The sequence below is a fragment of the Bacteroides stercorirosoris genome (assembly GCF_900142015.1).
In the GTDB taxonomy this organism is placed as follows: domain Bacteria; phylum Bacteroidota; class Bacteroidia; order Bacteroidales; family Bacteroidaceae; genus Bacteroides; species Bacteroides stercorirosoris.
In genome coordinates, this window is the sequence record NZ_FQZN01000016.1 from 87,659 (window position 1) to 106,718 (window position 19,060).

The window sequence follows — 19,060 nt, forward strand, 5'->3', positions numbered from 1 at the left end:
ATGAAAATGACTATAAACATAAAATTTCCGGCAGTTGTCTTGCTTTTAACAATGCTGGCCCTCTTAACTTATTCTTGCAGTGACGAGAATGAACCGGCGGGTACAAGTATTTATCAAGGAGAAAGGATACCACTGGGCATTACTATGGGGGCACGCAACACTACCGATGAAGATAAAGTGATAAAATCCGTACGCGCCATTGTTTTTAATGACAAGGACCAACTTGTGTATAACGCAGTTTCCGATGCTTCCATAAACGATGATAACACATTTACTGCAACAATCAGGGCTGCACGGGGATACAACAATATTTACATCATCTGTAATGAGACGACGGAACTGACGGAAAAACTCAACGCCATTAAACGGGAAAATGAAATAGAAAACGTGACATTCTCAGCCGTAGGTATCGTTGCTCCTCCGCCTATGTATGGAAATGTGACACATGCTTATGTCGAATCCCGTAGCGACGGGTCAAATGCCACCGTTATAGTTAATAATGTCAGAATGACCGAACTGCCGATAAGTGTGACACGTATGGTGGCCCGTCTTAGCTTTACAGCTATTAAAAATATAACCAATCCGGATGAAGATTTCAAAGTAGCCAAGCTCACAGTTAAGGTATGCCGTATGCCGGTCGGTACACCCATAGGAGAAGGGCAGCCATCTACAGGCGATGTCTGGTCAGACGACCTTGCGATATCAGGAACAGGCACGCTTGACAATAATGGCGATTATACTATAAAAGATAATAGCTATACTATTCCTGCCGCACTGGATTTCATAACAATTCCTGCCACATATATTCCTGAGCACTTGCTATCCCAACCTGAAAATGCTTCTCAGGCAACCTACCTTAAGATTGACGCACAGTGCGTACTTAAAAACGGAAGTTCTCAGGTGCTGAACTGCGTTTACCTCTTGAATATCGGTCAAGAGCCTCCCAAAAACTATAACCTGACACGAAATAACCATTATCAGATATATGCCACCATTACCGGTATGGGGGCAATGGGGCTATATGCGCAAATAGTGGCCATGGAGGAACATGATATTACCATCAACTGGAAACCTATCGACGGACTGGTCATTGTGAGCGACAAGGCGGCAGATTATGACGCGGTTGCCGATACATCCAAAAATGTCAATATCTGGAATGATGTCAGCGTTTATTCAGGTATACTGAAAGCATATCATTCGGAGACGGGATATAAGGATGTATTGTTCAAATATGGCAGCTTGATAGCCGTGCACAGCGGCACAAGTGCGGGTGAGGAGTTTATAGCTCCTGCCAGTGCCAGTGTACTGAACGATGTACTTTGGTATCCCGGTTCATACGATCCCTTAAGCATCAGCGGGTGGACAGGTATTCCCTACCTAAACACAGGCGGAATACCTGCAAATAACACCGTAGACCAGGTTAAAGCCGGGGTGGGAGATCCCTGCAAGCTGGCCGGACTTTCCGAAACCCAGATCAAGGCTCAAAACATTGTGGATAACGGGCAGTGGCACATGGCTACCCCGGATGAGAACAAAGCCCTGATAGCGGCATCGGATAACGAGAATAATTCATACGGTTATCCTTCTTTCCATTGGCTGCTTTCCCCGCATAACCGGTATAGAGACGCGGGCGGTGTATCTCAGGGGGACCATTCCAATGGAGGGTATTGGACCGATGACGCTTCGGTATTCGAATTCTCCGGTAATCCATCGGGTGCAAGTTTCCAAAGCGGTAAGGACAGGCAAAGTGCCTATATGATCCGCTGCGTGCGCAATGAAATACCGGAAAGCAAGATGGAGGCGGGTACCATTTCCAGTCCTACTTATCAGGGAACCGAAAAAGGTGGAAATGCTTATTTCGGTATAAAATCCAATGTGCCTTATTGGACGGCAACGCTTCTCACGGGAGAAGATGCGGGAACAGCGGATACGAGCGATTTCTCGTTCGTATCGGGTGACATCGTACATACGACCCACGGAAGCAATACGGAAAATATACCTGTATACGTCAAACGTAAAGAAAGCGCTTCACCGCGTTCATTCAGAGTGAAGGTGGAAGGGGTCGGTTTGGACGGACAGACAAGGAGCATATTGCTCACCGTCTCGCAAAGCGGATATGATTTACGTGCTACTACCGGATTAAGTAGTCTGGGTAATATACCTCAAACGGGAGATACTTATACGGTGAATATCCAGCTTACTCCGACGGATATCTCCATACCTGCCGGAAAACTGTATTTGCAGGTTATTTATGGAGGCGTCCAAAAGTGTCTCAGTACTATAGTGGAGACTGCATCGAATACGTATAGTTATTCTGTCTCGATAACAATTCCTGAGAACAGCAGTCCGAGTCCTATCAATCTTACTGTTAATATTCTACTGGAGAAAGATACTGGAGTGACAGTTCCTCTCGGCAGTCCGTCAATTACACAAAGCGGCTACTGATGTCCTCTCCCTGGATGAAAACTTGACAATAAACATATATGATATGAACCTAAGAACAAAATATAAAAGATATTTCCGGACAGCCTGCACCACCTTGCTGTTGCTGGCGTTCGTGGGCTGTGCAAAAGATAAACTGGCAGAGTACGGTCCCGGTGACGCTACCGGTAAGGTGGTTATGGTCAGCCTGAAAGTCGGTATTCCCCCAGCTATAGAGCCTGCATCAACGAGCGGATATGCCGCCGCTAAGTCGCTTTTTAGGGATAGGAACGATTCCGGATTGCCGTTTACAGTGGCTTTGGAACAGGGACAAGAGCCACATGAGGTAACTACCCGGGTGTCTGACGGCACGACCAAGTTACATAACCTTTGGCTTTTCCAATTCGATGAGCACGGTTCCATTAACGGAAATCCTCATAAACTGAGTGATGCGGTAACAGCCATAAATGATTTGATGACGATAGATGTCCCCCTCGTAGTATCAGAGAACCAAACCTTATACCTGTTGGTATTAGGCCCCAAACTTAACTATGATATGAGCGGAGTGAGCACTCTTGATGAACTCAAGAATTGGAGTTTTGACTATCTTATTAATGTAGAAGGGCATACCCAATCGCTTATCACCGCAGATGATGAAGTGCCGCTGGCCGGAGAAGTGTCAGGTGTCACTGTGGTGGACATCGACGGTGGTAATCGTGGTCTGGTAGAATACAACAAACCGACCGGCTTTGTGGGAGGCATCGAAATCGAGAGGTTGATGGCACGCGTTACCTTACGTTACAAGTTCGAGGTGGAAAATTACCGGTTACAAGGTTTGAAACTGCTGAATGTGAACAATACTATCCGGCTCACCAATCCTGTAAAAAATACCGATGCGGATACATACGCCACATTTGAAATGGATCAGTTGGGTGAGCCCGATTCCAATGGCTATTACTCGGCAACATGGTATGTAGCGCAGAATCGGCAAGGGACGGTCGCAACTATTCTGAGTGAAAGCCAGCGGTACTACAAAGTGGTCAATAAGGCGCCTTCAGGTGCTGCGCCGCCACTGGGTACGCAGATAGAGGCATGGGCATACCCTACTACCGGAACAGACGAATACGCGATCTACCAGATGTATGTTGGGAATAACAACACCGATAACTTCGATGTGGAACCCAATCATTTTTATAATTTACGTACTGCCATAAACGCAGAGATAAACTCGGCGAAGAACGATGAACGGATCAGGGCATATACCACCAGCCAGTATGTGGAATTTTTTTCCAGCCTTAACGTAAAGGCTTCCGGGGCATCATTCAGCTACACCCAGTACAACAAAGCGGGTGTCGATTATGACCTGGATGCAGCTTATAGTGTCCGCCCGATAGTTATACAGACTCAAGGAAGGAAAGTGGAAGTGGAAATATATACTGACGCAGATTGTACGCAGAGAGCCGATAAGGGAAGCAGTTGGCTCCTCTTGTCTTCCTCTTCCAACTATACGGATGCATTCAATAATGTTAAAGAGCCATTGGATACCCGTGTTACGGCAAGTTCCATACTTCCCACTCAGGTGAAGTTTTATCTCTATAATAAGGAATACATTTACGATGATGACGGCAAACTGGTCGACCCGGGTGAATCCGATAAATCAGGAAAGCGTTCTTTATACATTAAAGTAACTACTACGACAGAGGGTGAAGGAGAAACATTGCAAACTTTCCATATATTCAGACTGGACCAGCGCCCGGCAGTATATGCCGGGTGTTTTGGAGGAGAAAGAGACACGGACGGAAACTATACAATGGGATTGGTGCATGACAGACCGAAACGTAGTGTATACCAGTATGACGTACCATCGGGTAAATTGGAATATGGTTACAATGCGATTGTAACAGCTGATTATTCATACGGGACGGATGACGTGTATTATGGAAAAACCGCAACGGTAAACCTGGCCGAGAATATAAAGAACCTTACTTGGAGTGGTAATATACCTGTCCCGCAGAAAGATGCTTCCGGACATATATTGCTATATCAATATCAACACCCCGCTAGTACATTTTCTGCAAGGGCTTGCTATGATAAGAACCGGGATGAAGATGGAAACGGACGAATAGAAGGGGAGGAGTTAAAATGGTATTTACCGGCATCCAATCAACTGATTGGCCTCTATATCGGCAGTCTATTAGATGCCAGCAGCGGGCAAACAATTACAGAAGATGGAAGTACTTCTGCCAAAAGGTGGTATTACGGGCTTAACTCTTACTATAAGACTGAGGGTAGTGCAAGGTGTGTAAGAGACATCCCTCTCCCTTCCGTTACTTATTAATGATAAAATGAAAATATAAAGAATAAAATGAAAAGAATAACTGTCATAATCTTCGCGTCCCTTTTTATCTTGCTAAAGGGATATTCCCAGACAATAGAAGTCTATGAAGATTCAAGGGGAAACAAGTATGCGGCTATTAATTCGAAAGATTTGCCGAAACAAAGGATCAGAGATAAAAGTGCTGTCTTTTATAACAACATTCAATTATACGAGTACACCCCGACTGGTCAAGATACGAATCCTATTATTGATACTAATGGCAACCCTGTTTATGCGGACAGGATTATCCGGCATATAGATAGCATGTATGATGCAGGCAAAATCAATAAGACTGTATCTGCATTTTTTATAGTCTCTCCGGATATCGTATATAGCGATGGCAATGATAGCGAGGGAAAAGATAGTGGAACGCAAACAATGAATTGGGCTACGGCAAATGGCTATCTCGCTACGGCAAACAGTAATAGTTATAGTACGGAGAAGAATATTGCCGTTCCCAAGGGATGCGCTATGTATCGGGGGAAAGACGGTCAGGACGCTCCGGGAACATGGCGGATACCTACACTGCGTGAAGGAAGCCTGATTATGATTTATTATAAGGAATTAGAGGCTACAGCTACCCAAGATACCGATTGTAAAGCATTTGCCTTATCTGACATAGCAACCACCTATTGGTTAGCGACGGAAAATACAACTTCTTCTCAAGCATGGTCAATGACAATTTATCCTGATGCGACAAGAGTGAAATATAAGTCTGTCAGAGATCTCTCCAAGGCAAGCTACTATTATCTCCGTTGCATCCGGGATATTCCGCCGGAATGAACTATCAATCTATAAGCAAGATTTTTCTCAGCCAAAAGCCGAAGAGTGTATAATCAATCATCAAACAAAATGAAAACAATAAAAGCTGAAATGTTACTGGTGGAAGGTTCGTCGTTTCCTGTCATTCAGGAGGTTTACGACCCTTTGAGCAGAAGGCGTAACGGAACCATCACTCCGCAGGCTCCCATTATTATTACCGGATGCAATTTAGAGATGCTGACGTGGGAAAACACAAGATTATGTATTATTCCCGCAGTAAACGACAAGATACTGATAGAGCTTAACAATGTGCACAGATGCTCAGAAGATAAAGTTTGTGCAATCCTTCCGCAAGTTGACGAGGGCGAATATTTTCTGGCACTGAAAATCTTGATGAAAGATAAAGAATGTTTTATCTATATTTTCTCTGAGCCGTTGATTGTGAGTCTAAAAAGATATGGAAGAGTAGATATGTATCCACATTACTATGATGGGGATAAGTGATTGCTATTTATGATGCAAATAAAACAAATCTGAAACCAGACATATTATGGTAGTGAGAAAAAATAACGAATATGATCAGGCTGATACTTCGCCTGAGTTTGAAGAGTTCAATGTTTACACGGATCTAAGTGATTTACCTCTTGATGGAAATCCTAAATATCTTGATGAATGCATTGTAGGAGTATGTACGGAAGGTTCTGCCTTTTTCAGTGTGTTTTCCAATAAGCGAAAAGTTATCAAGAACGATTTGATAACAATTTTCCCTTACCAGTTAGTCTGTGTGACTGATTTTAGTGAAGATTTCTCTATGACATTTCTTAAGGTGCCTAAAAAGATGTTTTTAGACACCATTTGTGGCACATATAGGCCTACTCTTGAGTACTTTTTTTATATGAGGAAAAATTTCAGCTTACCTATGTGTGAGGAAGAGTGTGACCGGTTTATTCATTTTTGTTATATACTATCTTTCCGCATAGATTTACCATGCAGCTATTTCAGGAGGGAATCCATAATGAATCTTTTGAAGGTTTTCTTTTGGGATATGTATGTATCGTATAAGAATAGTCCACAGTCGGAAAAACCGATAAAGTATACCCATAAGGAAAAAAAGATGTTCGACTTCTTTTGTCTGGTAATAGAATATCATACAGTCAGTCGTGATGTCGCGTTTTACGCGGAAAAAATGCATATTTCCCCTAAGTACCTGACAATGCTGATGACGGAAAATAGCGGACGTTCGGCCAAAGAGTGGATTGTTGAGTATACCATTCTTGAAATCAAGGCTCTTTTGAGGGATTCGAGCCTGGAAATTAAGGAAGTGGTTTCACGAACCAACTTTCAATCAAACTCCGTAATGACCCGTTTTTTTCGTGAATATACGGGGATGACTCCAACTGAGTATAGGGAAAGAGAGTCTTTCTGAGTGAGATGATACTGCGGAAGCGGCGTTGAAGCAAATTGGTGAGAAAGATTATTTGATACCTTATCAGGCTGACGGGCGTGAAGTGATAAAACTCGGTGTGGAATTCAGTGCTGAGAAACGCAATATCAATCGCTGGCTGACTGTAATGTCATAATAAAAAGGGTTATCCTCTTCAAGAAGATAACCCTTACATTACATGTATTTACTCTATTTTTTAGCCTTTTGTTTATTTGGCATCTTCAATAATAGAACAGATACTAACCCGGTTCCAATCCGGTTCTGTGAACATGTCACCCACTCCCTGACCTTCGGCAGTAATACGTGACGGGTTGATTTTATACTTATTCACCAAGATTGTTTTTACAGCTTCGGCACGCGCTTTAGCTATTCTTGCATTGACTTCGGCACTACCTTCCGGTGAAGCGTATCCCTTAATTACCACTGTTGTATTTGCGTATTTCTTCATGTAAGAAGCTACACGTTCCACATTTGGCAACTGAGAGGCATCGACTGTAGATCTACCTTGTCTGAAAGTAATGATGGATTCCGGAATACGGCTGGTTTCCACTACCGTCTCAACAGGAATTACCCGGTTCTGTAAGTTATTGACTTCCTGTTGCAGTGCACTGATCTTCTGTGCGTCAACATTGATCTGACCGTTCTTCTCATTCACTTGCGAGCGAAGATTATTGATAGAATTGTTCAGGTCGCTTATCTCGGCCGGATCATAGAGTTTCGCCAAAGTGAAGTGATGACTTCCGTTGCTGCCACCAAAGTGATAAGCTACGCCTGCCGTCAGCTCAAATGCCGCATTGTTCGCATTGAAGCGGCTCCGGTTGTGTTCACCTTGCATATCATATACCAGTGCCGGTTTCACTCCTACCGTCCAAGCTTTAGCTTCGCCAAGGTTGAAGTTGAAGTTCAGTCCGAAACGACTGGACCAGGAATTCACATCTCCAGGGCCGTCCATGTAGTAGTGCAGCCATCCCGCACCGGCCACGGCTTCGACTTCGAATATGCGGGGAACGCCCGTATAACCTGCGAACAGGTTCATCAAGTTGACCTTGCCCAATAAGCTAAGGTCGGAAACATCGAAAGCTGTCTTGCTATTCGTAGTATTTATATATCCCATACCTTGAACACCCAGTCCGAAAACAGGAGTCAGTTGCTTGGTAAACTCAAGTCCCAAAGCCGGACGGGCGTTCTTAAAGAATGCGCTGTGGGTTAGGGGAGTTATCATGCCGGTTTTTAGTTCTACAGACCAGTTGTCTGTGAATTTGCTGCCTTGTACAGTAGTCTGAGCATTCGCTGTGAGTGCTGCTGCTACAAAAACTGATAGAATAATTGACTTTTTCATAATTAAAATAATAATTAATTGGTAATATTGCAAAATTCTTATATTCTGAAGCGTTTTGCCTTTTCTTCAGAATTTGAGAAATTATGAGTTTAGGTTATTATGCTAATTTTCCGTATTTACCTTGATTTGCTTGGGTAAATATCTAATGTTCAGTGACTAATTCCTTTTTCATAATTTTATTTCTTTAATTCATGTTTAAGTTTGCTATTTGCTTATGACAACATTGTGTCTGAAGAATAGTTCGATAACCGAAAGTGAAATTAACAAGAATTTAGCATTGTGTAATTTGTGTTTAAATCAGGGCACTTGCTCAATAAATATATGTCAGCTGATTCATAACAGTATAGAAATGAGTTTTCACCACAGAGTAACACAGAGTCTCACGGAGTTCTATTCTTTTGATTTCAAATTGATTAAACTCTGTGAGACTCTGTGTCCTCTGTGGTGAAAAGATTCATAACCGCTCCGGAAAGAGATAAATACTGATTAATTGAAATCCATATCTAAAATCTCGTTTGCCTCAAATCCCCATAAAAGAAACCAGTTTAGATTATTGAACGGATGCCCTGACTCGCTCAAGATTCAGAATCTGAAAAATAGTTTTGTGCAATTTGCTCTCACTACTCTCACTGATATGTCAATGAATTGTCTCTTAGAGTATTAATTATAGTGATGGCAAAATAAAAAGTGAGAGCAACTTGCTTGCCCTCACTTCGCTTTTAACAGTTCTACATTTTAACTTCTTCTGTTACACCATAATAGCCCGGATTCGCCACATATAGCGGTTGTGTCAGAATTCCGATATTTTTCAGCTTTCCTTCCTCTTTCAGGCGCCGTATATGCCTCATTGCAGTCGATTTCATCATACCGCACACTTTTTGGAAGTCACATCTGGTCAGCATCCGGTGTTCGCTGAAATAATTCGTCAGCCGTCGGTCAATTTCTTCGTCCGTCAGTTTATTGGAGTGCCCGTTATGCTTGATGTTTTTCAACTGGACGGCGCCGATTTCATTTTTCAGAGTCTGGTCCGCCCGGAACTTGACGCCTTTCAGTTTTACTTTCGTATTTTTCCGTTTCGTATCTTTGGTGATTTCACCCGTGCAAGTCAGAGTGGGGTGGAAATAGCCGATCCCATCCAGATGCACCTGTTTGCCTTCTGCCAGTTCGTCGCCCATCGCATGCGACAGGGCATCGAGCACGGCGCTTACATCCGTTTCCGTTAGTGAGCAACGTTCTTGAATTTTTCGCCGCAGCCTGGCCGTGTCCGCTGTGCCGTTGAGCGTGATGCGTGCGTGAAGTTTCGTTTCTTCCTGAGGTTGGCTTGGGGCCACCGGGTTTTCATACCACTCGAATAAGATTGCCATCGTTGTTTGTTTTTAAATGAATGATGCATTAATTTGTTTTACATAAGGGATAGTTACGTTTAGGTAACGGCAGGGGTGTGCGTCAACCAAGATTGACAGCTCTGCCAACCTTGGTGAACGGTTCCGTCAACCCATATTGACGGGCCTGTTCACCTGGGTTGACACCCTGTTCCCGTTACTGCAAATATACAAAATAAATAAGGGTAAGTCAAGTGATTCCTTATGTTTCTCTCAATTATTATTGATGTATTTTGATTGAAGTGGCGCAGTTGGATTTTATTTCAGTAAATGTGCAATAAATAGTCCTGAAAGCTTGACTTTGCCTTTCTAATGTTGTACTTTAGCAGTCCCGTAACGGGAAGGCTGTAAATAAATAAATTTCAAAAACATAATTGGATGAGGATCACCTTGATAAGACATGACAAAGAGAGTGGTAAGGAAATGCTCACAGTCTGTGACGCCGGTGTGCTGATGGAGAAAATGAAATCGGAAACAAAAGCCGGGTATGTGACAGGACTCCGAACCGTCCTGCCGGAACTGGAAGGAACCCATGCGATGTACGAGCATATTGACAAATTGCCGCGTATTTATCCCGCATTGGAGTATGCCCGTACCAAAGATGGCGGGCGGAAGATGAAGCAATACAACGGACTGGTGCAGCTGGAAGTGAAAAAGCTGGCAGGTTTGGGAGAAGCTGACCTGGTGAAGCGGCAAGCCATGTTGTTGCCGCAGACTTTCGCCGCTTTTTGCGGTTCCAGCGGAAAGAGCGTGAAGATATGGGTGCGTTTTGCCCTGCCTGACGGAAATTTGCCTAAAAGGGAACAGGAGGCGATGCTTTTCCATGCGCATGCTTACAGGCTGGCTGTAAGTTGTTACCAGCCGTTACTCCCGTTTCCCATTACTTTGAGAGAACCTTCGCTGACACAAAGTTGCCGCATGACGCTGGATGAACAGCCCGAATATAATCCGGCTGCCGTATCGTTTTGTCTGGAACAGCCCTTCTCCATGCCCGGAGAAGAGACTTTCCGGCAACGTCGCCTGGCGGAGAAAAATCCGTTGCTGCGGATGGAGCCGGGCTATGAGACTTCGCAAACATTTGTCATGCTTTTTGAGAGTGCGCTCGACAAGGCTTTCCGCGAGCTGGAGAACTGGAGGCGGGGCGATGATTTACAGCCTTTGCTCGTCCACCTTGCCGAACACTGCTACAAAGCAGGCATACCGGAAGAGGAAGTGGTGCGGCAGGTGCTGATTCATTATTATCGCCAGTCCGATGAGCAGACGGTGCGCACTATACTTCATAACCTGTATCAGGAATGTAAAGGTTTCGGTAAAAAGAGCGCACTGACTCCCGAACAGGACACTGCGTTGAGGCTGGAGGAGTTTATGGGACGCCGCTATGAGTTCCGCTATAATACGGTCTTGAATGACCTTGAGTTCCGCCAGCGCGATTCCATTCATTTTTATTTTAAGACTATGGACCGCAGGGCGCGCAACAGTATTGCCATCAATGCCCTGAAAGAAGGTATCCGTGCCTGGGACAGAGATGTGGAACGCTATCTGACGTCCGACTTCGTACCTCTGTACAATCCGGTCGAGGAGTATCTTTGCGGTGTGGGCCGCTGGGATGGGAAAGACCGCATCCGGGCGCTTGCCGACCTCGTGCCGTGCAACAATCCATATTGGCGGGATCTGTTCTATCGCTGGTTTCTCAGTATGGTGGCGCATTGGAGGGGACTCGACCGGCAGCATGGCAACAGTACGTCGCCTCTGTTGGTAGGTGCGCAAGGCTTCCGGAAATCTACGTATTGCCGCATTATTCTGCCACCCGAGTTGCGTTTTGGCTATACGGACAGTCTTGACTTTAAGAGCAAGCAGGATGCCGAACGCTATCTGGGGCGCTTTATGCTGGTCAATCTGGATGAATTTGACCAGATTAATCTCAATCAGCAGGGCTTTCTGAAACATTTGCTTCAGAAGCCGGTGGCTAATCTGCGGAAACCTTATGCGAGCAGTATTCAGGAGGTGCGCCGTTACGCTTCGTTCATCGGTACGAGCAATCAGATGGATTTGCTGACCGATCCCAGTGGCAGCCGCCGTTTCATCTGCATTGAGGTGACTGCACCTATCGATACGAATGTTGCCATCAATTACAGGCAGCTGTATGCCCAGGCCATGCATGATATATATAAAGGTGAACGTTACTGGCTGGACGATAAAGATGAGGCGATTCTGAAACAAACCAATCGCGATTTTGAACAGGTCACTCCGCTTGAGCAGCTTTTCAGTAGCTACTTCCAGCCTGCGGAAAGTGAAGAGGCGGGAGAGTGGCTGACTGCCATGGAAATCTTCAACTATTTGCAGACCAAGACCCGGGACAGATTGTCAATCAGTAAAATAGCATGCTTCGGCCGCTCACTTCGGAAACTGGACATTCCTTGTAAGAAGTCGAATAGGGGGACGGTTTATCTTTTGGAGAAGGTGGGATAAGGTTGGGGCCGATATCTCAAGTACCCATTCAAACTGATAGCCCCCATCAGCCAACCAAGCAGCGACCTCATCCCCCTCTGCCTGCATACCCTCTACATGGAAAGCAACAGCTTCAGCAATAGCCTGTTTCATCCCTGCTGATAGAACCAGAAAACAAACATTATAAATACATATGAATGATATTTCATTTTTATAGTAGAAAATAAGAATTAGCATTATATTTGATTTTAGTACTAAAAAATAGACTTCTGAATAAGTTCTTCTTTTCTGTAACATTCTGAACTTTCCCGTATCTAAAGGGTAAATCAAAAAACGAATGATAATGAAGAAACTATTTTTTATCTTAGTGGCATTTTTTGCTTCTTCTTTCTCTTTAGCGCAAGATTATCCTTTTTCAGTAGTCAAGTCAGGAACGGGGAAGCAAGCTATTGTATTTATTCCCGGCTTTGCCTGTTCGGGAGATGTATGGAAGGAAAGTGTTGAAGTGTTGAAGGAGGATTATACTTGCTACGTTTTGACGATGGCAGGCTTTTCAGGGGTTGCACCGGAAGAGAATCCTTCATTTGAGAGTTGGAAAATGCAGATAGCCCGGTTTATAAAAGAGAAGAATATAGAAAAGCCGATTCTTATTGGTCATAGTATGGGAGGAGGGTTGGCACTTGCAATTGCGGCTGATTTTCCTTATCTTGCCGTGAAAATTGTAGTAGTGGATGCTCTGCCTTGTTTAATGGCTCTGAGTAATCCGGAATTTAAGCCAGTTCCTGCTAAGGATTGCTCGGAGATGATTAACCGGATCACTGCGATGAATGAAGAACAATTCGCCCAGATGCAAAGAATGAGTGCTGCAAGTCTTACTACCGATTCATCGAAATTCGATGAGATCGTAAGTTGGGGATTGAAGTCCGACAGGGAAACATTCGCTAAAATGTATTGTGATTTCTCGAATACCGATTTGAGGGAACGGATAAAGAGCATAACAGTTCCTTCTTTGATTTTACTGGAACCTCATTTCAGGAATATAGAAACAGTCATAAAAGAACAATATAAAAAATTGCCTACAGTGCAGTTTGCATATGCTAATAAGGGGTTGCATTTTGTGATGTTTGACGATAAAGAGTGGTTTATGAATCAGATACGTGAATTCATTAAAGAATAAATAGTGGAATTTGAAGTAATATATAAGGAATACTGGGGCAAAATATTCCGTTTGTGTATGGGATACGTAAACGACTATAATTTAGCGCAGGATATGGCTCAGGACACATTCATCAAGGTCTGGCAACATCTGCCTGCTTTCAGGAATGAAGCCAATATCAGTACCTGGATATTCCGTATTGCAACCAACAATTGCCTTCGTCAATTGGAGCGGCAGCAACGAATCGTTTCAACCGAATTACCTGTTGATTTACCCGAGGAGGAAGTTGTAGATATCGAACCTCAGATTCGCATATTGTATAAGTCTATAGCCGAACTTCCGGAGATAGACCGTATCATTATTTCGCTGGAACTGGAAGATGTCAGGCAATCGGATATTGCACAAATCGTAGGATTGTCCGAGAGCAATATCCGGGTGAAAATCCATCGTATAAAAGCGTTGTTAACAAAGAAAATGAAAGAGTATGGAAAATGATATAGATATTAGGGAGTTGTGGAACAAGCAGGCGGTTCCGGCTGTTGACCAGGCCGACATACTTGGAAAAATAAAAGGTTTCAGAAGAAAGGGGATTATGAGAACGACAATTCTCAATGCAGTCTTATTGCTTACTATTCTTTTTATCATCTTTATCTGGGTATACTTTAAACCACAATTGATGAGTACCAAAATCGGTATTATACTGTCGATTCTGCCAATGGGAATGGCTCTCGTTTTTAATAATGGCTTGACTTCATTATATAGGAAAATAGACGAGAAACAGTCGAATATGGATTACTTGAATGCTTTGCTAAAGGTTAGAAGCAAGGAACATATCATGCAGACCAAACTGTTGAACCTCTATTTCATTTTATTGTCCGCAGGGATTGCACTCTATATGTATGAATATACTTTGAAAAGGTCTTTACTATTCGGTGTGGCAGCATATTCTGTTGTACTTTTATGGATCGGTTTTAATTGGTTCTTTTTGCGACCGAGAATGATTGAAAAGAATAAGCGAAAGATGGGAGACTTGATAAAACAAATAAAGAAACTCTTATGAATTTCAGGGCCTGTATAGTCTCTAATTCTCAAATGCTGATGTAAAGAGCACTATTAGTCTATTCTGTTGCGGTAGAATTAAAGAAGAATCTGTAAATTTGTAGCAAAACAGATATGCATTATGCCTGAAACAATTCCTCAATTCTATAAGAGAATACAATGCTACGACCCGAGGCCGGATGCCGTTTATTCCAAAGAGAAAGAATATTTCAATCTCTTCTTCCGGCAATGTAACTTCGGGACGGTGCAATTCAGTTATCGGGATTTCTATAAAGTGACTCTGATAGTGGGGACGGGAAAATTGTATTATGCCGATAAATGGATATTGGTGGACCGTCCTGCCTTGTTGTTTTCTAATCCTTTGGTGCCTTATGCGTGGGAGTCAGTCAGTGAAGAACAGAAAGGAATGTTTTGCATCTTTAATGAACAGTTTGTACGAACGGAAGAGAAGAACGGCTCTTTAGCAAATACGCCTTTGTTCAGGCTGACGGGTGATAAGGTTTTCTTTTTGGATGAAGTGCAATTGGCAAATGTGCAGAACATATATGCCCGGATGCAGGAGGAACTGCAATCTGACTATGCAGGCAAGTCCGATGTATTGCGGTGTTATCTGCATTTATTGATACATACGGCTGTGAAGATGCAGGATATCAATCAGTATGAATCGCATCCGAATGCTTCGCAACGCATTGCCGAATTGTTTCTTGAACTATTAGAAAGACAGTTTCCGGTAGATTACCCCCGTGCCACACTGATTTTGCATACTCCTGCCGATTATGCCGACCGGTTGTCCGTACACGTCAACCATCTGAATAAGGCTATTAAAGAGACTACCGGAAAAACGACATCCGAACTGATTGCCGGAAGAGTCGTCAAAGAAGCTACCCAATATTTGCAGCATACCAATCGCTCCATATCTGAAATTGCATTCAGCCTGGGCTTTGAATCTATTTCCTATTTCAGTAAATTCTATCGTAAACATACCGATCAGTCACCGACCAAAGTGCGGGAACAGGCAACTATTTGATTTGTACAAATGATGCTTTGAATAGTGCTAATCCATCCGTGTGCTATCGCCTAATTTTGCATCGACTTAAATAGTAGAATTATGAAGTATAGAAAATTAGGTAAAACGGATGTGCAACTGTCTGCAATAGGGTTGGGTTGCATGGGGATGAGTGCTGCGTATGGAACGGCGGATGAGAAAGAGAGTATGGCAACGTTGCATCGTGCCCTGGAACTTGGCGTGAACTTTTGGGATACGGCGGATGTCTATGGCAATGGAGCCAATGAAGAACTGCTCTCTAAAGTGCTGTGCGAAAAGAGAAATCAAATTTTTATTGCGACGAAGTTCGGTTTCAGGTTGCGTAATGAGAAAGGCAGCGTGTTTGGTGGAGGCGAGAGCTATGTGGATGGCTCTCCCGCATATGTCAGGCAGGCGGTGGAGAAAAGCCTCAGACGGTTGAAGATTGAGACGATAGATTTGTACTATGCCCACCGGATAGATCCGTCTGTTCCTGTTGAGGAAACGGTAGGGGCGATGGCTGAACTGGTAAAAGAGGGCAAGGTCCGTTATCTGGGACTGAGCGAGTGCTCTCCCGAAACTTTGAGGAAAGCTAATGCCGTGCATCCTATTGCCGCCGTTGAGAGTGAGTATTCTTTGCTGACTCGTGATGTGGAAAAGGAAATAGTGCCATTGACGAAAGAATTGGAGATTACCCTGGTGCCTTTTTCACCTTTAGGCAGGGGACTGGTGACTAATACAATTCGTGTGGAAGCTCTGGGAACGGATGATTACCGAAAGCATCTGCCCCGCTACAACGGCGAACATTGGGAAAACAATCAAAGGTTATCTGCCGGATTTGCGGAAATCGCAGCGGGGAAGGGGATTACTCCTGCACAGCTTGCCTTGGCCTGGGTGTTGGCACAAAGTGAAAATCTCATTCCTATACCGGGAACCAAACGCTCCCGGTATCTGGAAGAGAATGCAAAAGCTGCTGATGTGGATTTGTCTGCCGAAGATATTGCGGACATAGAACATCTGTTGAAGAAGTACCCCAATGTCGGCGACAGATACAATGAGCGTGAATTCAAGTTTGTAGGTAAATAAGCATCGGGGGCAACCTCCGGATATTTATTTCTTCTTCAATTTGAGAATCCAGTCTGACATATCTTTCAGAACTTCCGGACTAATTGTTTCTTCCAGTTGTCCGTATTCGCTGATAGTACAAGTCTTGCACGCTTGAAATAGATGGTTCAGGCCGGGATATTCTTTAGTGGTGACTTGCTTGTTTCCGTTGGATTTCACCCACTGCTCCACTGCTCCGAGGTTCATGTCGGCGTCTACTTGCAGGTCTTTCTCTCCATTGAGAGCCAGGACGGGGCATTTGGTCTTCTTTAAGTCGGAAGTAGGGTCATATCTCATGAAATGCAAATACCAGGGGGAGAGCATTGAGTTCATTTGAGCCTCTGCCTGTTTCATGACATTGGGGTCTTGCAGTTGTCCGGGAGAAAGCGTTTGCGCAACATTGGCATACAATTCCTTCCGGATTTCTTCTGTACTCTTATCCTGGGTTAATAAAGCGTAGCGGGTGCGTAGCACGGGTTTAGTCAATTCCCATGCAGCATCCGGCATACCGCTGGATTTGGAAATCATCTCACTTTGTTTTAGTATCAGACTGTCTCCCTGAATGGTGGCGCCTGCCAACGAAACGATGAAAGCCACTTCTTTATTCCGGGCAGCCAGCATAAAAGCTATGGTTCCTCCGGCACTGTGCCCGATGATTCCTATCTGTTTGGAATTTATCTCTTTCCTGCTTTTCAGATACTGGAAAGCAGCTTCCGCATCGCTGGCAAAATCTTCATTCGTGGCAGATGCATATACTCCTTTCGACTCACCAACGCCTCTGTCGTCACAACGCAGAACGGCTATTCCGTTGCGGGTTAAGTAATCGGCAATCACTAAGAAAGGTTTATGTCCCATGATTTCTTCATCCCTGTTTTGCGGGCCACTACCAGTCACTAATACTACCGCCGGAAATTTACTCCCTTGTTCAGGCAAAGTCAATGTTCCGGCAAGTGTGATGCCGGCTTGCGGATTTTCAATGGTTATGTCTTCCACTTTGTAAGGGAAAGGCGGTTGAGGCTCTTGTGGACGGTTCATCTTGGCGGATTCTCCTTTTTCCAAATCTAATTTCAATGGAATGCCTTGTGTGAAGTTTCCATATATCTTGTTGTCCGCTCCGAGTTTTCCCTTATAAGAGGCATGTATATTGGGAATCTGAATCGTTAGTACCGAATCTTTGAAAAGGGTTGATTCTGTAGGAATACCCTTAACTCCCTGATCCGGACTGTCGCAGGTGGATGTATAACCTTGTTCGGTCTTTTGCAGATTGAAGCAAATAGTGAGTGAACTGGTAGGGAGTGATAATTTTCCGTTCCACGCACCTGAAATATCCTGGGAATAGATGCAAACAGGAACAAGTATTCCCATTAGTAATAAGGCAAACTGTTTCTTCATCAGAGTAATTTTTATATGTATTGATTGTCAAAGTTAGTAAAAGAAATGACAAGGAAATAAATATTCATTCTAAATATCACCGGCAGATGCGAAAAAACATAATTTTAAGTCAGGTGTGCAAGTGGAATTATGACAGGAATGAATATATTTGCGGGTTGTAATTTCATGGTAAGAGTTTATTCATAAATAAGAGATTATTAAATGAAGAAATCAATCCCCCGGTATACATTTTATAAGCATAAGTATGGGAGTGAACTTTTAGTGGATGTCGTGGAACTGAAATACGTGAAGCGGTTTCTGGCTGAAGGGGCTGCGCATACGTTGACTTATTATGATATTACTTTCATTACGGAAGGAGAGGGGAGATTCTCGATTGATAATCAGATATGTGAAGCAATTCCCGGTGATGTGTTCTTCTCCAAACCCGGCGAAATACGGAATTGGGATACAGCTCATATTGCAGATGGTTATGCGCTGATTTTTGAAGATGAGTTCTTGTCTTCCTTCTTCAAGGACCCTTTGTTTGTGCAACATCTCCCGTTCTTCAACCTGGAAAAGACAGCTTCTAAACTCCATTTGTCTGATGAACTTTATAAGCGCATGATGCAGCTTCTGCATGATATAAAGGCAGAAATCGACTTGTACAGACAGAATGATATACATGTGCTGAGGGCATTGCTTTACGAAGCTCTTATGCTGCTGAACCGGGGGTATCTGAATATGCTATCTCAGGGAGAGAAGGATAAGGAAGCCGGCAGCATTCACGTCAGCAGATTTGTAGAACTGGTCGGAGCGAACCTGAAAGAACAACATTCCGTCCGGTTTTATGCGGATAAGCTCTGTATTACTCCCAACTATCTGAATGAAGTTGTGAATTCGGCAATGAACCTCAGTGCCAAACAATATATCCTGAATAAGATTATGGATGAGGCTAAAAAGCAGCTCATCTATACCGATATTTCCATATCAGACTTGTCATTTGAACTTCATTTCTCTACTGTTGCTTATTTCGTGCGTTGTTTCCGGCAGTGTACGGGAGAGACGCCATTAGCTTACCGGAAACTGTATAAACCGTAAAAAGTGCTATTTCTCCCTTGGTTTTTATTGCATTGATGTTCTGTGTCGTGCTTATCTTTGCCGCAACAATAACCC

Annotated in this window: 15 protein-coding genes and 1 pseudogene; 13 read left to right on the plus strand and 3 right to left on the minus strand. The window is 43.7% G+C overall.

Translation table 11 applies throughout. From position 1 onward, the window contains the following. The 6 genes and pseudogenes from BUC01_RS13200 to BUC01_RS13225 form a co-directional block, all read left to right on the plus strand. Positions 1–2,445, plus strand: coding sequence for a fimbrial protein (locus BUC01_RS13200; RefSeq protein WP_083595462.1), 2,445 nt, complete (start codon positions 1–3; stop codon positions 2,443–2,445). Between the two features lie 43 nt (positions 2,446–2,488). Beyond that, positions 2,489–4,759, plus strand: a complete 2,271-nt coding sequence (locus BUC01_RS13205; protein ID WP_073313940.1) for a DUF4906 domain-containing protein — start codon at positions 2,489–2,491, stop codon at positions 4,757–4,759. A gap of 27 nt (positions 4,760–4,786) precedes the next feature. Then, positions 4,787–5,581: a DUF1566 domain-containing protein gene (locus BUC01_RS13210; RefSeq protein ID WP_073313941.1), complete on the plus strand. Its 795-nt coding sequence runs from the start codon at positions 4,787–4,789 to the stop codon at positions 5,579–5,581. A 69-nt stretch (positions 5,582–5,650) separates the two neighbouring features. After that, positions 5,651–6,064 (plus strand): DUF4469 domain-containing protein, encoded by a 414-nt coding sequence (locus BUC01_RS13215; RefSeq protein WP_025830675.1) that lies wholly within the window; start codon positions 5,651–5,653, stop codon positions 6,062–6,064. A 46-nt stretch (positions 6,065–6,110) separates the two neighbouring features. After that, positions 6,111–6,986 carry a helix-turn-helix domain-containing protein gene (locus BUC01_RS13220; RefSeq protein WP_073313942.1) on the plus strand — a complete coding sequence of 292 codons (876 nt, stop codon included), beginning with the start codon at positions 6,111–6,113 and terminating at the stop codon, positions 6,984–6,986. A gap of 10 nt (positions 6,987–6,996) precedes the next feature. Continuing rightward, positions 6,997–7,140: pseudogene (locus tag BUC01_RS13225) on the plus strand (PD-(D/E)XK nuclease domain-containing protein); the annotation flags it as partial. Positions 7,141–7,212: 72 nt separating this feature from the next. Here the strand turns inward: BUC01_RS13225 and BUC01_RS13230 are convergent. Continuing rightward, complete coding sequence (locus BUC01_RS13230) at positions 7,213–8,343, minus strand: OmpA family protein (protein ID WP_025830676.1); 1,131 nt, start codon at positions 8,341–8,343, stop codon at positions 7,213–7,215. A 728-nt stretch (positions 8,344–9,071) separates the two neighbouring features. Then, positions 9,072–9,707, minus strand: a complete 636-nt coding sequence (locus tag BUC01_RS13235; RefSeq protein ID WP_025830677.1) for an HU family DNA-binding protein — start codon at positions 9,705–9,707, stop codon at positions 9,072–9,074. A gap of 396 nt (positions 9,708–10,103) precedes the next feature. Between BUC01_RS13235 and BUC01_RS13240 the strand changes: the two genes are divergently transcribed. The 6 genes from BUC01_RS13240 to BUC01_RS13265 all read left to right on the plus strand — a co-directional run bounded on the left by BUC01_RS13240 (position 10,104) and on the right by BUC01_RS13265 (position 16,498). Then, positions 10,104–12,194, plus strand: a complete 2,091-nt coding sequence (locus BUC01_RS13240; protein ID WP_025830678.1) for a BT4734/BF3469 family protein — start codon at positions 10,104–10,106, stop codon at positions 12,192–12,194. 316 nt (positions 12,195–12,510) lie between these two features. Continuing rightward, positions 12,511–13,350, plus strand: coding sequence for an alpha/beta fold hydrolase (locus BUC01_RS13245; RefSeq protein WP_034523956.1), 840 nt, complete (start codon positions 12,511–12,513; stop codon positions 13,348–13,350). A 3-nt stretch (positions 13,351–13,353) separates the two neighbouring features. After that, positions 13,354–13,824, plus strand: a complete 471-nt coding sequence (locus BUC01_RS13250) for an RNA polymerase sigma factor (protein ID WP_025830680.1) — start codon at positions 13,354–13,356, stop codon at positions 13,822–13,824. Then, the gene (locus tag BUC01_RS13255; protein WP_025830681.1) at positions 13,814–14,389 is read left to right on the plus strand and encodes a hypothetical protein; all 576 of its coding nucleotides are present in this window, start codon (positions 13,814–13,816) and stop codon (positions 14,387–14,389) included. Before BUC01_RS13250 ends, BUC01_RS13255 begins: the two co-directional genes overlap by 11 nt. 120 nt (positions 14,390–14,509) lie before the next feature. Next, positions 14,510–15,415 carry a helix-turn-helix domain-containing protein gene (locus tag BUC01_RS13260; protein WP_025830682.1) on the plus strand — a complete coding sequence of 302 codons (906 nt, stop codon included), beginning with the start codon at positions 14,510–14,512 and terminating at the stop codon, positions 15,413–15,415. Positions 15,416–15,496: 81 nt separating this feature from the next. Then, positions 15,497–16,498: an aldo/keto reductase gene (locus BUC01_RS13265; protein ID WP_025830683.1), complete on the plus strand. Its 1,002-nt coding sequence runs from the start codon at positions 15,497–15,499 to the stop codon at positions 16,496–16,498. Between the two features lie 24 nt (positions 16,499–16,522). Here BUC01_RS13265 and BUC01_RS13270 read toward each other — a convergent pair whose 3' ends face one another. Further along, positions 16,523–17,908, minus strand: a complete 1,386-nt coding sequence (locus BUC01_RS13270) for an alpha/beta hydrolase family protein (RefSeq protein ID WP_073313943.1) — start codon at positions 17,906–17,908, stop codon at positions 16,523–16,525. A 201-nt stretch (positions 17,909–18,109) separates the two neighbouring features. On the opposite strand from BUC01_RS13270, the gene BUC01_RS13275 reads away from it, so the two are divergent. After that, positions 18,110–18,985, plus strand: coding sequence for an AraC family transcriptional regulator (locus BUC01_RS13275; RefSeq protein ID WP_025830684.1), 876 nt, complete (start codon positions 18,110–18,112; stop codon positions 18,983–18,985). Positions 18,986–19,060 lie beyond the last annotated feature (75 nt).